The organism is Clostridium sp. C1, from assembly GCF_018223625.1.
GTDB lineage: Bacteria > Bacillota_I > Bacilli_A > Erysipelotrichales > Coprobacillaceae > Allocoprobacillus.
Genome location: NZ_CP073631.1, coordinates 2,123,017 through 2,138,477 on the forward strand (window position 1 = coordinate 2,123,017; position 15,461 = coordinate 2,138,477).

A 15,461-nucleotide genomic window follows, 5' to 3' on the forward strand; every position below is an offset into this window, starting at 1 on the left:
TTTAATTATCTATATCTTTATATCCTTAAAATATAGATTTTTTTATTTATATCCTAAATAATAACATAGATATCATTTGAATTTTGACAAAAAAAGAATATGAATTATGACTTCATATTCTTAAATGCAGTTGAAAGCATCAACTTAATTCTATTTAATTGGTTAACTTCACTCGCACCTGGATCATAATCCACAGCCACAATGTTACTTTGTGGATATTTTTTACGTAAGGCTTTAATAACCCCTTTACCTGTTACATGGTTTGGTAAGCAGGCAAATGGCTGCATACACACAATATTTGGTGCACCTTCTTCAATTAATTCAATCATTTCTCCAGTTAAGAACCATCCTTCACCTGTCTGATTTCCAATAGAAACAACTTCACTTGCTTTTTTCGCAATTTGATCAATAGGTGTTGGTGGATCAAAACGTTTTGAATCTCTTAATGCCTTAATCATATCTTTTCTTAAGAAATCAACAAACCAAATGGCAAAATTACATAACCATACTGAAGATTGTGACGCATCAAAATGTTCATGTTCATACCAAGTGTTATAGAAACAATACTGGAAGAAATCAATTAAATCAGGCATAACGGCTTCTCCACCTTCTGATTCAATGATTTTCACAATTTCATTATTGGCAGTAGGATGAAATTTAACTAAGATTTCTCCAACCAATCCAACTCTTGGTTTTTTAATATCTAATAATGGCAATTCATCAAAATCTTTGACAATTTGATAAACATTCTTTTTAAATTCTTTCATGCTGCCATTTTTCACATTTTCCTGACATTTTGCAACCCATGATTCATAAAGTTTATTGGCTGAACCTTTGACTTTTTCATAAGGACGTACACGATAAAGAACGCGCATAAATAAGTCCCCATACATAGCACCAATGATTACTTTTTTGGCAATCTTATATGTAATCTTAAATCCAGGATTACTTTCTAATCCAGATAAGTTTGCAGAGATGACTGGAATTTGTTCCATACCTGCATCTTTAAGAGCTTTTCTGATAAATGCAATATAGTTCGTTGCACGACATCCTCCACCTGTTTGAGAGATAATCAACGCCACTTTATTCAAATCATATTTTCCACTATTTAAAGCATTCATCATTTGTCCTACAACCAAAATACTTGGATAACATGCATCATTGTTGACATATTTTAATCCCTGTTCTACTGCATCTTTATCAACTGAAGGCAACACTTCAAAGTTATAGCCTTCCGAATTCATTGCGGTTTCAACAAACTGGAAATGAATCGGTGACATCTGTGGACAAAGAATTGTATAACGATCTTCTTTCATCTGTTTTGTAAAAGGTACTTTTACCTGTTCATACTTCTTAGATAAATCAATAATATCTTCTTTCTTTTCAATTGTAGCTTTTAAAGAACGGATACGGATACGAATAGCTCCTAAATTGCTTCCTTCATCAATTTTAATTAAAGTATATATTTTATTTCTTGCTTTTAAAATTTCAGCTACCTGATCAGCTGTAACAGCATCCAAACCACAACCAAATGATGTTAATTGAATCAACTGTAAATCTTTTTGTGATGATACAAAAGATGCGGCTTTATATAAACGAGAGTGATAAGTCCATTGATCAACAACACGTAATTTTAAATGTTCTTCATCTAAATAACAAACACTATCTTCACTTAAGACAACAAATCCTTCACTTGTAATCAAATCTGGAATTCCATGATTAATCTCTGGATCAACGTGATATGGACGACCTGCCAAAACAATACCTTGCATATGGTTTTCACGCATATATTCCATGGCACGTTTTCCTTCCTGACGAATATCTTGCTGACAATGATCTAATTCTTCATAAGCTTTATCTATAGCCTGATGTAATTCCTGATCTGTAATATGAAATTCACTTAATTCTTCTTTTAAGACATGGAACAATGTCTTTTTATTATTTAATGATATAAATGGATTTTTGAATTTTATATTTTTTTGTTGGAGATTATCCACATTATTTCTAATGACTTCTGGATAAGAAGCCACCACAGGACAGTTATAATGATTTCCAGCATCTTCATTTTCCATTCTTTCATAAGCGACTGATGGATAGAAGATAAAAGGCACTCCTCTAGCAATCAGATTTTCAATATGTCCATGTGTAATTTTAGCAGGATAACAAGCACTTTCACTTGGAATAGATTCAATTCCTTTTTCATAGATGGCTTTAGATGAACGAGATGATAAAACAACTCTAAATTTCAATTCTGTAAAGAATGTATGCCAGAAAGGATAATTTTCATACATATTTAAAGCTCTAGGGATACCAACAATACCTCTAGGAGCATCTTCTATTGGTAAAGAATGATAATTAAAGACACGACGATATTTATAATCAAATAAGTTTGGTAATGATTTAGATTTTAATGGTAAATTAGCTCCTCTTTCACATCTATTTCCACTAATAAACTCTCTTCCATCATTAAATGAAGTAATTGTCAACATACAGTTATTTGTACATTTACCACAATTTTTCATACTATTTTGATATGTTAAATGTTCTAATTCTTCACGTGTTAATAAAGTTGTTCCCTTATCATCATCTTTTTCTTTCGCAATTGTTGCCATACCATAAGCACCCATCAAGCCTGCAATATCAGGTCTAATGACTTCAATACCTGCTTCTTTTTCAAAAGCACGTAAAACGGCTTCATTATAGAATGTTCCACCTTGTACAACAACATTTTTACCGATTTGGTCTTTACTTCTTAACTTAATAACTTTATATAAGGCATTCTTAATAACGGAATATGATAATCCTGCTGAAATATCTGCTAAAGATGCACCTTCTTTTTGAGCCTGTTTCACTTTTGAATTCATGAAAACTGTACAACGGCTTCCTAAATCAAGTGGATGTTTTGACATCAATGCCATCTCGGCAAATTCATCAATTTCATATCCTAAAGAATGAGCAAATGTTTCAAGGAAAGACCCACATCCAGATGAACATGCTTCATTCAATGTAATATCTTGAATGACTTCATCCTTAATGGTGATAGCCTTCATATCCTGTCCACCAATATCTAAAATAAAGTCAACATCAGGTTCAAAGTGTTTAGCTGCTGTGTAATGAGCAATTGTTTCTACTTCACCATAATCCACTTTTAATGCAGCTTTAATTAAAGCTTCACCATATCCAGTGACACCAGTTTTTTGAATATGACATCCTTCAGGAATTAAATCATAGATTTCCTTCATAATTCTAATAATTAAATCTAAAGGATTTCCTTCGTTAGAATTGTAGAAAGAATATAATATTGATCCTTCATCATCAATTAATACAACTTTAGATGTTGTTGAACCAACATCAATTCCAACATAAATATTGCCTTGATATTTTTTTAGATTTCTTTTCTTTGTCATTGCTTGAAGATGACGATCTCTAAATCCTCTTAATTCATCTTCATTATGAAATAAAGGTTCTAATGTATGAGCTGCTTCTGTTCCATTATCTTTTAAAACTTTTAAATCATGAATCAATTTGTCCAATGGAATTGCTTTTTCTACATCTTTCGCATTTAAGGCAGCACCCATAGCTACAAACAATTGGGAATTATCTGGGAAAATAATATCCTCATCTTGAAGCTCTAATGTTTCAATAAAACGTTGTCTTAGTTCACTTAAGAAGTATAGAGGTCCTCCTAAAAAAGCGACTTTTCCTTTAATAGGTTTTCCACAGGCTAACCCACTGATAGTCTGATTCACAACCGCCTGAAAAATAGAAGCCGCTATATCTTCTTTTCTTGCGCCTTCATTGATTAAAGGCTGAACATCAGTTTTCGCAAAAACCCCACAACGAGAAGCAATTGGATAAATACGCTGATGTTTTTTGGCTAATTCATTCAATCCTGAAGCATCAGTCTGTAATAAAGTGGCCATCTGATCAATAAATGCACCTGTTCCACCGGCACAAGTTCCATTCATACGTTGTTCTAATGAACCTTCAAAATAAGTAATTTTCGCATCTTCTCCACCTAATTCAATGGCAACATCTGTTTGTGGAATATAAGTTTCTATTGTTTTTGTACACGCAATCACTTCCTGTACAAATTTGACATTCAATGATTGAGAAATTGACAATCCTCCTGATCCTGTAATAACTGGATAAATATTGATTCCTGGATATTCTTGATGAATTTCTTCTAATAATGTAAGTATTGTATTTCTTACATCTGAATTATGTCTGACATAACGTGAAAATAAACAGACATCCTTTTCATCTGTTAAATAAGCTTTAACTGTTGTAGATCCCACATCAATTCCTAAATAATATTGACTCATAACACTTCTCCTTTAAACATTACACTTATCTATAATTTTTAATCTTATCTTATTTCGACATTATCTTCAATTGATATGCTTTACTTCAAATCTTTAATAATTTGATTAATCTTTAACGATAAACGTAAATATTCTTTAGTATCTTCTTCTCCTAAACATTCTAAAAGATGACCAAAATAGGCTTCAATTTCTTTTTGTTTTTCTCTAGCAAATGCTTTCCCTTTATCCGTAATAAACACCTTTATTTTTCTTTTGTCTAATGGATCGACTATCCTTTGGATATAACCTTTTTTAGATAATGTATTAAGCACTGCTGCAACTCTTGACGTATTAATATCAAAACGCTGACTAATCTCGGAAGCATTGACTCCATCACCATCCATCAAATAAATAAGAACTGCACATTCCCCTCTGGCAATTTCACTGATATCACGATGACAAAACTTAAATGCCTGTTCATTTTCTATCATATAACCTATTAATTCTCTAGCATATTTACGATAATCCATTTTATTTACCTCACACTATGAGCATTTTATACAACTTTATCTCATTTGTCAATTTTTTTGTTTATTTGTCTATTTCTTAAAAATAAACGATATTATTTGATGTTCAAATTTGATGTTGGTACAATAAAGAAAAGAGGGAGAGATACATATGTATGAAAAAATAAAAGAACTTGCAAAGTTATATTATCCTGATACTGTAAATTGTCGTCGTGATTTACATAAGTATGCTGAAAAAGGCTGGTTAGAAATGCGAACAGCCTGTTATATTGCTTCTACATTAGAGGAATTAGGATACGAAGTGCTTGTTGGTGAAGATATTATGAAAAAAGAAGCACGTATGGGTGTGCCAGCAGAAACAATTTTACATTTAAATTACCACCGTGCTCAAAAGCAGGGAGCAAATCCTTACTATTTGGAAAAAGTTAAAATGGGAATGACTGCCGTGGCAGGTGTATTAAAATGTGGAGATGGTCCTACTCTTGCTTTAAGATTTGATATTGATGCTTTAGGCCTCATTGAAGAATCTTCTTCAAGCCATTATCCTTTTACACAAGGCTTTGCTTCTGTTCATCGTGGAACAATGCATGCCTGTGGACATGATGGACATACTTCGATTGGACTTACAACAGCTAAAATACTTATGAACATCAAAGACCATTTACATGGAACAATCAAACTTATATTTCAGCCTGCTGAAGAAGGTGTTATGGGAGCCAGAAGTATTGCTGAAAGTGGATTCTTAGATGATGTTGATTATATTTGTGCAGCTCATATTATGCCTCAAGAAGATCAACCTTATGATTTGTATTTTGGTATGGATGAATCTTTTGCGACCACAAAACTTGATATTACTTATCATGGTGTTTCGACTCATGCTGCTGAATCACCACAGTTTGGAAAAAATGCTTTATTATCAGCTGCCAACTGTATTTTAAATTTACACTCTATTCCTCGTAACAGTGATGGTCAAACACGTGTTAATGTAGGAACTGTTCATGCAGGAACGGGAAGAAACGTTGTACCTGAAACAGCTAAACTTGAAATTGAAGTTCGTGGGGTGACAAGTGAACTCAATCGCTATATGGAAATCTATGCCAGAGATATTATTGAAGGTTCTGCACGTATGCATGATACTGTTGTAGAAATCAAAGAAATGGGTAAAGCCTATGCTCTCAACTGTGACGATGACTTCATGAATACCATTCGCTCTATGTGTCAACAGTATCTTCCTGATCTAAAATTACCACCTTATAATTTAAGTCCACTTGGGGGTAGTGATGACTTTTCATATTTCATGGAACGTGTTCAAGCTCATGGTGGTAAAGCCACTTACATGAAACTTTTAACACCTATGACTTCTTCCCCTCATAATGATGCTTTTGATTTTGATGAAAAAGTTCTAGCATTAGGACCTCGCATCTTTGCAAGTCTTATCTATTATCTTTCTCATGAAAACAAGGCATAAGAGATACAAATCAAGTATCTTTTATGCCTTTTCATTATTTATTAGCTTTCTTATAACGTTTTCCTTTGGTTACACCATTATCAATAAGTTTTTCATTTTCTACTAGTTCTTTTAATAATGTTTGAACACGTCTTTCCTTAACACCCAAAATATCTATAAAATCTTTTACCTTATACCATTGTCCATATTCCATATAAGAAAGAATTTGTTCATATTGTTTGAATGTTTTTCCTGAACTTTTTTTCTCGCACTTTTTTGAAAATATTCTAATGAAATAATTTTATATAGCTTTTATATAACGTTCAAAATTATCACTTAAATATTCCTGAACGAGTGCATTGAGCTTTGAATCAATATCTAAAATACGTTGATGATTGACTATAGGATTAATATATCTTTTTTTAGCGTTCACCTTTAAATATCCAGTTTGAGGAAATGAAGATCTCAGAACTTTATGAAAGTGTGTATAATTTTCATAAAGTTATTTTGTTAAGGAATGACTTATTAATTTTTGGATAACTTGTGTTTCGGTTGTATATAAATCATCATATGAACAAACATGATGATTTATAGCTAAACGCATTAATCTTGCAAGATATTCCATACAATAACGATTTTCATCACTTGTATAACATAAACTGCATTTCAACATCACTTGAGTAAATAGTCTAGCTATCTTGAAATCATCAAAAATCAATTCGTCTTTGGAATCATTGGCTTGAACATGTTTATAAATATTGCTTATTTCTTCTTTAGTCATTATTTTATAATAGACTGCATTTGATAATGTATATTCTAAACGATCAGCTGATAATTGGGGTGTATCATTATCAGCAATGGGATAATCATGATAATTCATGACTTTATCACTATCAATATGATAATATTCAAAAATAGATTGAAGTTCTAAACTCTTTTGAATCATTTCCTCTGTTAAATTTTCTGTTGTTTCTTGATGTATATAATCATGATACATAAAATCAATCACATGAGCAAATACAGGTGTGGCTATATCATGAAGTAATGCAGCAATCGTTTGATGTTTATCGTGTGTAAAATGATAAACAATCAAAGCGACTCCTATGCTATGATTATATCTTGATACACCTCGACAATCTTTAAATGGTTCAAACTGAGTATACTCCATACCACAATTCATACCCACATCTTTCAATCTTTGAAAAAGAGATGTTTTCATTATATCCTGTACATAATTAGGAATAAATTCATGATATAAATTATAAAGACTGTTACTCATGAAATAAAGCTCTGCCAATTCTGACTATTGTTGCCCCTTCTTCTAAAGCAATCTGATAGTCTTGTGACATACCCATTGATAATTCATGTAATGGATATTGTGGATATGTTTCTTTTAATCTTTCTAATAATTCTCTTGTCTGTCTAAAATAAATTCGTGTATCTTCTGGTTCAATATTTGGTGCCATCATCATCAGTCCATCAACAATCAAAGATGGACATTTCATCAAATAATTCATCACTTCATCCATTTCTTCTATATCAAACCCATGTTTGCTTTCCTCTCTAGCAATATTTACTTGTAATAATATATGAACTTTTAAATCATGTTTTTTTGCCTGTTTTTCTAATTCATCAATCAAATGATAACTATTCATAGAATGAATCAAATCAACCTTATCAATAATATATTTCACTTTATTCTTTTGTAATGTTCCAATAAAATGCCAATGTCCTTGACCATGATATTGTTCATATTTTTCCAAAAAAGCCTGAACTCTATTTTCACCAAAATAAATACATCCGCATTCTTCTAATTTTTCAATTTCTTTTTCATCAACATATTTTGTTGCTGCAACAAGTTTAGCTGGTTTCACTTTCTCTAATATTTCTTTTACTGCTTGTTCATTGACATACATAAAAAAGCCTCCCATCTTTATTCGATATTTCTATTATATAATCTTTTTAACATAACTTAAATTATAAAATCATACATTTATCAAAAAGAGTTCATAAAATCGTGTTATAATGGATTCATAAATGAGGTGAAGTCAATGAATGATTTATTAGAAAGATATTTAGGTGCTGTCTGTTCTTATTTCTTCGGTCAAAAACGTCAATATGTTTATCATGATTTAAAACAACAAATTAGTCAATCTGTACACCAATATGAAGATATGGAAGATCTTCTTATAAGTTATGGGCATCCCTTAAGTGTCGCTTATTCTTATGGTTATCGTCCTATCGTTTTTCATCATTTTAATCCATATATTGTCAATCTCATTGAAAAATTTGTTTTTATTATTTCAGGAATCTATCTTTCTTTATCAACGATTTATTATCTTGAACAATTTGGTTGTTTATCATTTCAATCAACAAACAATGTTGTGACAACAATGAATACTTCATCTATCTTTGAAGCTTTTCTTTCTTATCCAATCATTATAATGATTGGTATCATTGCCATAGCAATCTTAGCTTTAATCATATTGGATAAAAAAGAGCCTATTCCTCAAGATTTAAATCTCCGTTGGAATATACAAGATCTGGATCATTTACCCCATCCATCCCATTATCCAAATCATACTATTGAAACCATCTTTATGATTATATTTATTGCTTTCTTTATTTGTTATGGTTTTTTCTTTTCTAGTGATATTATTATTAAAATACAACATGAATCATATCAAATGATTCATATGATGACCTATTTCTTTCAACCATTTATTATGATCATTATTTTTGATTATTTTATAGATATGACCAAAAAAATATATACCAAAAAATATTTAAAATATAGCTTTATCATTAATTTATTTACTATTGTTTCTTTAACAATCTTTGTTGTGAATTCTCATTTTTTAAGTCAATATTTATTACCTATAAATACAAATTTTCAATATATTCTTGTTAATGCATTTATTATTACAGCTTTATTCTTTATCTACTTTATTTCATTATATAAATTAGTGAGAAACATAAAATCATATCGTTTCTTATTTAAAAAATAGACCATAGAAATGATTCCATTTCTATGGTCTTGTGTTTTTATCTTATTTTTGTACCATTTGGTAAGTTTTCTACAGACACAAGTTCTAACATTTTTTTCTTAGATCCTGCAAGAATCATACCTTGAGATTCAACACCTCTTAATTTTGCAGGTTTCAAGTTAGATACAACAATAACTTTCTTACCAATCATATCTTCTGGTGTATAGAAGTCAGCAATACCACTGACAATCTGTCTTGTTTCTTTACCAATATTGATTTGAGAAACTAACAGCTTATCAGCATCAGGATGTTTTTCACATTTTTCAACTGTTCCGACAACAAGTTCAATTTTCGCAAAATCATCAATTGTAATTTGGTTTTCATCCTCTTGTTTTTCTTCTTTTTGAGGATATAAAGCTTCAACTTTCTTTTCTACTTCTTTAGGATCTAATCTTGCAAATAACTGTTGTGGTTTTTCAGTGACTTTTGTTCCTTCTTGATATAAACCAAAAGTATTTAAATCTAAGAAGTTTCTTTGATCTGTATTGATTTGATCTAAAATCTTTGTAGATGTTGAAGGCATATAAGGTTCTAAGGCAATCGCTGCAAAACGAATCGCTTCAATTAAGTTATAAAGAACTGTAGCCAAACGATCTTTCTTGCTTTCATCTTTTGCAAGTGCCCAAGGCATTGTATCATCAATATATTTATTTGTTCTTCTTAATAAAACAAAGATTTCATCTAAGGCTTTAGATGCTTTAAATTCATCCATATAAGCTTGAACTTTCTTTGGCATAGCTAAAGCGATTTCTTTTAATTCATCATCAACAGGTTCATTGACTTGTGGATTTGTCACAATACCATCAAAGTATTTATTTGTCATGGCAATGGTTCTATTGACTAAGTTACCTAAAATATTAGCTAAATCAGAATTAATACGTTCAACTAATAAATCCCATGTGATACTTCCATCGTTGTCATAAGGAATTTCATGTAAAACATAGTATCTGACAGCATCGACACCAAAAATTTTAACCAAATCATCTGCATAGATTACATTTCCTTTAGATTTAGACATTTTACTTTCACCTTGTAATAACCAAGGATGTCCAAAAACTTGTTTTGGTAAAGGAATATCTAAAGCCATCAACATAATAGGCCAATAAATCGTATGGAATCTCACGATATCTTTACCAATTAAATGTAAATCTGCTGGCCAATATTTCTTATATAATTCACCATGATTTCCATCAACATCATAGCCAAGTCCTGTAATATAGTTTGTTAAAGCATCAATCCATACATACACAACATGTTTAGGATCAAAGTCTACAGGGATAGACCATTTGAATGAAGTACGTGAAACACATAAATCCTGTAAACCTGGTTTTAAGAAGTTATTCATCATTTCATTCTTTCTTGAAACAGGTTGAATAAATTCAGGGTGTTCTTCAATGTGTTTGATTAAACGATCAGCATATTTAGATAATTTAAAGAAATAAGCTTCTTCTTTGGCATCATGAACTTCTCCACCACAATCAGGACATTTTCCATCAACCAATTGAGATTCAGTAAAGAATGATTCACATGCTGTACAATATTTTCCTTCATAATGTCCTAGATAAATATCTCCCTGATCATATAATTTCTTAAAGATTTTCTGTACTTGTTTTACATGATATTCATCTGTTGTTCTCATGAAACGATCATATGTTGTATCCATCATATCCCAAATTTCTTTGACAACAGCTGCTTTTTCATCAACAAATTGTTTAGGCGGAATACCAGCTTCTTGAGCTTTTAACTCAATCTTTTGCCCATGTTCATCAGTTCCAGTCTGAAAATAAACATTGTATCCTTCCTGTCTTTTACTTCTTGCAATAGCATCAGCTAAAATAATTTCATACGTATTACCAATATGTGGTTTCCCTGAAGTATAAGTAATCGCCGTAGTTAAATAATAATCTTTTGGATCTTTCATCATATCTCCTCCTTCAAAATAAAAAACGTCCTTATAAAAGGACGTATTATACGCGGTACCACCTTTTTTTATATCTGTCGATATACCCTCAAAACTTTAACGCAGTTAACGTTTATCTCTCACTATTCAAGATAACAGCTCCCAGCCCATCTTCATAAAAGTTATGTCCTGATTTGCACCAACCATCAGTTCTCTACAACGCCCTTTTAATCTCTGCTGTTCTTTGCCTTTTTTATACTCTTAAACATTATCAAATATTTTTTTTAAAGTCAATAAAGTTTCATAACTATTTTTATAAACCACAAAATAGAGATCTATCTTTTCTATTTAAATAAACGAAATAAATGATTTCATAACAATTATAATGATATAATAAAATAAATAAGAATAGAAAGGACTGATTTTATGGGTTTATTTAACAAAAAGAAAAAGATTGACGTTTGGGAAGATGCTTATAAAGCCACACCCCATTTTTATAAGCAGTCTGATGGGAGTGTATTTGGTGCGATGAGTTTAACTGAAGGTGTGAAAACAATGTTCTTAAAACAGCCTCAAATACATTTTGAAGTTGAAGGTCAGCGTATATCACAATGGAGAATCGCTCTTATCGATGCGACAAATGATTCTATGATAGGTGATATGGATTATTTTATGGCTTTAAAGAAATTACAGCCTTATATCCTTGCTGAAGATAGCAATTTTATTTTAGTAAGAGGATTAACTTTAGATGAATTAAAGAGCTTATAAAACAACACATCATAATGATAATCTTGTTATTGTTTGAATGATCTCATCAAAAACAGATATGGAATACATGAAAGAAAGGTGAAAAATAATGATTTTAGGTATTATTTTAGAGTTCATTGTTGTTTCTTGTATCATAGTCAAGATTTTGAATATAAAATATCGTGACCAAGAGCATTTAAAAAAAGCTAATTCTCTTTTCACTGCTTTGTTATTGATTTATCTACTGATTATCAACACGCAAAGAGATAGTGTCATCTCTTTTATTTCTTCTTATTCTATTATATATATCATAACTTTGATTATTTATATTGTTCTTATCATTATTGAAACAATAAACATAATGAGGGGAAAAGGATAATGTATAAAAAATAATGGTCAAGTTTTATCTTTTTACTATCACTTTTTTAAATGTTATAATATTGATAAGGAGTGAGTGCATATGAAAAAGCTGATTATTTGGGTTGTGATGCAGTTTTTATATCGTGGTATGAAAGTTCTTTATCATGATGATCCACGTATGAAAGAGGAATTAGACGGATGGAAACAAGATAAAGTTTTAACATTACAAGTCATGCATGGACCTTCCATCACAATCAAGTACACATATCAAAAAGGATTGCAGAAAGTCAAAAATGTAAAACCTGATATTTGTATTACCTTTAAAAGCATTCAGACAGCTTTGCTTGTTTTTACAGGTATGATGAGTGTCAAGAGTGCTTATTTAGAACATCGTTTTTCTTTAAGAGGAGATGTTTTTGAAAGTATGAGATTTGTCAGATGTGTTGATTTGGTGGAAACTTATCTTTTCCCTCGTTTTATGACAAAACGTATTTTAAATCATCAGGAAAAGAAATATAAACCGACTTTATTGATTTATATAAAAGCTTTATTTGCTTAGGAGGGATTATTATGTATTTTGAATTTGTCAATAAAACAAAGGTATGTGCTGGGCAAAATGCTTTAAGCCAACTTGAATACGAATGTCAACAATATCATATGAAACATCCTCTGATTTTAACAGACCATGTTTTATATCAACTCAAATATGTTGATATTCTTACCAAACATTTATCATTAGATTATAGTCTATATACAGATATTCCTGTTGATTCTTCTATTCATACAATTGAAGATATTCAAGATTATTATATTAAAGAAAATTGTGATGGATTGATTGCTTTAGGTGGTGGAAGTGTTCTAGATACTGCTAAAGGTGTTTATTTGATGTTATCACAGGAATGTGAATCCATTGAAGATATTTTAGGTTTTGAAGATTTAAAACTTGGTAAAGATGTGCCATTCTTTGCTATTCCAACAACAAGTGGTACTGGTAGTGAAGCGACATGTGTTGCTGTAGTCAGTCATCCTGAAAAGCAAGTCAAACTAGAAATTATTTCTCAACACATTCAAAGTCATGTGGCTTTTCTTGATCCTGTTTTAACACAAAATCTTCCATTAAAAACAACAGCTTCTACTGGTATTGATGCTTTAACACATGCGATTGAAGCTTACACATGTTCACAAAAAAATCCTATCAGTGATGCCTATGCAATTTTAGCTATCCAAACCATATCACAAAATATTTTAAAAGTTGTTGAAAACCCTAAAGATGAAAACATTCGACTGAATTTAGCTTTAGCTTCTTATGAAGCAGGATGTGCTTTTTCAAATTCAATGGTTGGTATTGTTCATGCGATTGGTCATGCTTTAGGTGCTGTCTGTCATATTGCACATGGTGATGCAATGAGTATGTTATTAGTTCCTTGTATGCGTTATAATCTTGAAGTCAATAAAGACTTATATGGGGATTTATTATTATATCTTGGACAAAAAGAACTTTATAGTCAAACACCAAAAGAACAATTAGGACAAAAAGCTATTGATTATATTGCTTCTTTATTACAGACTTTACATGAAAAGACAAATCTTCCTATTTCTTTAGAAAGTATTGAAAATTTAAATGAACATATAGACGAAGTCATAGAAAAAGCATTAAATGATGGGGCATTGATTGTTAATAATAAGTATGCAAATAAACAAGACATTCGTAATATATTGGAGGGTCATTATGGATATTAAAGAATTAGTTCAAACACAACGTGAGTTTTATCAAACACAATATACAAAAGATGTAAACCATAGAATACAAACACTTAAATCTATAAAAACTTGGATTTTAGAACATCAAAATCGTATTATTGATGCTTTAAAAAAAGATTTAAATAAAGATGCAGTAGAATCTTATATGTGTGAAATTGGTTTGGTTTTAAGTGAATTAAATTATCAGTTAAAACATATTAAAAAATGGAGTAAAAACAAATATGTCTGGACACCTTTAGCTCAATTTTATGGAACAAGCTTTGAATCTTATGAACCTTATGGTGTCACATTAGTTATGAGTCCTTGGAATTATCCTTTTATGTTATCGGTTGAACCAGCAATAGGAGCTATAGCTGCTGGAAATACTGTCATTATTAAACCAAGTGCCTATGCTCCTCATGTATCACATGTCATTAAACAAATGATTGATGAAAGTTGTAATGAAAAATATGTGGCAGTTGTAGAAGGAGGTAGAGCTGAAAATACTGAGCTTTTAGAACAACGTTTTGATTATATATTCTTTACTGGTAGTGTGACTGTAGGTCAACTTGTTATGGAAAAAGCCAGTCGCTATTTAACGCCTGTTACATTAGAATTAGGTGGTAAGAGTCCTTGTATCGTTGATGATGATAAAAGCTTAAAACTGGCTGCTAAACGTATTGCTTTTGGTAAGTTCTTAAATGCTGGTCAAACATGTGTTGCTCCTGATTATTTATTGATTAAAAAAGAATATAAGGATATGTTCATTCAACATATGAAAGATATTATTCAAGAGTTTTTTGGAGATCAGCCATTAAATAATAGTCAGCTTGTCAAGATTATTAATCAAAAACATTTTGATAGACTCTCTCATTTATTAGAAAATCAAGATATCGTGATTGGTGGAACAGGAAATCCAGAAACTTTACAAATAGAACCAACGGTTGTAGATCATGTTGATCAAAATAATCCATTAATGCAAGAAGAAATTTTTGGTCCTATTCTTCCTATTCTGACTTATTCACATATAGATGAAGCTATAGCTTTTATCAACCAAAGAGAAAAACCTTTAGCTTTCTATATCTTTTCGCATGATAAAGCCATTCAAAAGAAACTATTAAAACATTGTAGCTTTGGTGGTGGTTGTATCAATGATACAATTATCCATCTTGCAACAAGTGAACTTGGTTTTGGTGGTGTAGGGCATAGTGGTATGGGTGCTTATCATGGTAAAAAGAGTTTTGAAACTTTCTCACATACAAGAAGTATTGTAAAAAAAGCAACATGGATTGATTTACCAATGCGTTATTATCCTTATAATTCTTTTAAAGATAAATTGATTCGTATGTTTGTGAAATAATTTTACACAATCTTAACATATCCTTAAAC

General features: G+C 30.7%; 14 protein-coding genes and 1 other annotated feature. Of the genes, 7 read left to right on the plus strand and 7 right to left on the minus strand.

Annotation, left to right across the window (positions count from 1 at the left end):
- Window positions 1-104: 104 nt before the first annotated feature.
- Entirely contained in the window at window positions 105-4,325 is a 4,221-nt protein-coding gene (locus KEC48_RS11385; protein WP_211962358.1) for a 2-hydroxyacyl-CoA dehydratase, read from the minus strand.
- Window positions 4,326-4,405: 80 nt separating this feature from the next.
- Window positions 4,406-4,834 carry a MarR family winged helix-turn-helix transcriptional regulator gene (locus KEC48_RS11390; protein WP_087245133.1) on the minus strand — a complete coding sequence of 143 codons (429 nt, stop codon included), beginning with the start codon at window positions 4,832-4,834 and terminating at the stop codon, window positions 4,406-4,408.
- A 148-nt stretch (window positions 4,835-4,982) separates the two neighbouring features.
- Here KEC48_RS11390 and KEC48_RS11395 point away from each other — a divergent pair, with 148 nt between their 5' ends.
- The gene (locus tag KEC48_RS11395) at window positions 4,983-6,299 is read left to right on the plus strand and encodes an amidohydrolase (protein WP_211962359.1); all 1,317 of its coding nucleotides are present in this window, start codon (window positions 4,983-4,985) and stop codon (window positions 6,297-6,299) included.
- A 34-nt stretch (window positions 6,300-6,333) separates the two neighbouring features.
- Here KEC48_RS11395 and KEC48_RS11400 read toward each other — a convergent pair whose 3' ends face one another.
- The 4 genes from KEC48_RS11400 to KEC48_RS11410 all read right to left on the minus strand — a co-directional run bounded on the left by KEC48_RS11400 (window position 6,334) and on the right by KEC48_RS11410 (window position 8,194).
- The gene (locus KEC48_RS11400) at window positions 6,334-6,492 is read right to left on the minus strand and encodes a hypothetical protein (RefSeq protein WP_158093981.1); all 159 of its coding nucleotides are present in this window, start codon (window positions 6,490-6,492) and stop codon (window positions 6,334-6,336) included.
- An 87-nt stretch (window positions 6,493-6,579) separates the two neighbouring features.
- A complete protein-coding gene (locus KEC48_RS16380) occupies window positions 6,580-6,711 on the minus strand; it encodes a hypothetical protein (protein WP_283092191.1) in 132 nt (43 codons plus the stop codon).
- A gap of 69 nt (window positions 6,712-6,780) precedes the next feature.
- Window positions 6,781-7,575: an HD domain-containing protein gene (locus KEC48_RS11405; protein ID WP_211962361.1), complete on the minus strand. Its 795-nt coding sequence runs from the start codon at window positions 7,573-7,575 to the stop codon at window positions 6,781-6,783.
- Window positions 7,550-8,194 (minus strand): YggS family pyridoxal phosphate-dependent enzyme, encoded by a 645-nt coding sequence (locus KEC48_RS11410; protein WP_211962363.1) that lies wholly within the window; start codon window positions 8,192-8,194, stop codon window positions 7,550-7,552. Before KEC48_RS11410 ends, KEC48_RS11405 begins: the two co-directional genes overlap by 26 nt.
- Before the next feature lie 135 nt (window positions 8,195-8,329).
- Between KEC48_RS11410 and KEC48_RS11415 the strand changes: the two genes are divergently transcribed.
- Window positions 8,330-9,286, plus strand: coding sequence for a hypothetical protein (locus KEC48_RS11415; RefSeq protein WP_211962366.1), 957 nt, complete (start codon window positions 8,330-8,332; stop codon window positions 9,284-9,286).
- Window positions 9,287-9,323: 37 nt separating this feature from the next.
- On the opposite strand, the gene metG is transcribed toward KEC48_RS11415, so the two are convergent.
- Window positions 9,324-11,318, minus strand: coding sequence for a methionine--tRNA ligase (gene metG, locus KEC48_RS11420; protein ID WP_283092242.1), 1,995 nt, complete (start codon window positions 11,316-11,318; stop codon window positions 9,324-9,326).
- Window positions 11,281-11,479: a binding site (T-box leader), on the minus strand. It overlaps the preceding gene by 38 nt.
- A gap of 172 nt (window positions 11,480-11,651) precedes the next feature.
- Between metG and KEC48_RS11425 the strand changes: the two genes are divergently transcribed.
- The 5 genes from KEC48_RS11425 (at window position 11,652) to KEC48_RS11445 (ending at window position 15,432) form a co-directional block, all read left to right on the plus strand.
- Complete coding sequence (locus tag KEC48_RS11425; RefSeq protein WP_211962370.1) at window positions 11,652-11,993, plus strand: DUF4299 family protein; 342 nt, start codon at window positions 11,652-11,654, stop codon at window positions 11,991-11,993.
- Between the two features lie 88 nt (window positions 11,994-12,081).
- Complete coding sequence (locus tag KEC48_RS11430; RefSeq protein WP_087357812.1) at window positions 12,082-12,351, plus strand: hypothetical protein; 270 nt, start codon at window positions 12,082-12,084, stop codon at window positions 12,349-12,351.
- Window positions 12,352-12,432: 81 nt separating this feature from the next.
- Entirely contained in the window at window positions 12,433-12,891 is a 459-nt protein-coding gene (locus KEC48_RS11435; RefSeq protein WP_087245141.1) for a hypothetical protein, read from the plus strand.
- Between the two features lie 11 nt (window positions 12,892-12,902).
- Window positions 12,903-14,072 carry an iron-containing alcohol dehydrogenase gene (locus KEC48_RS11440; protein WP_211962372.1) on the plus strand — a complete coding sequence of 390 codons (1,170 nt, stop codon included), beginning with the start codon at window positions 12,903-12,905 and terminating at the stop codon, window positions 14,070-14,072.
- Window positions 14,062-15,432, plus strand: coding sequence for an aldehyde dehydrogenase (locus tag KEC48_RS11445; protein ID WP_087357810.1), 1,371 nt, complete (start codon window positions 14,062-14,064; stop codon window positions 15,430-15,432). The genes KEC48_RS11440 and KEC48_RS11445 overlap by 11 nt, the downstream gene beginning before the upstream one ends.
- Window positions 15,433-15,461 lie beyond the last annotated feature (29 nt).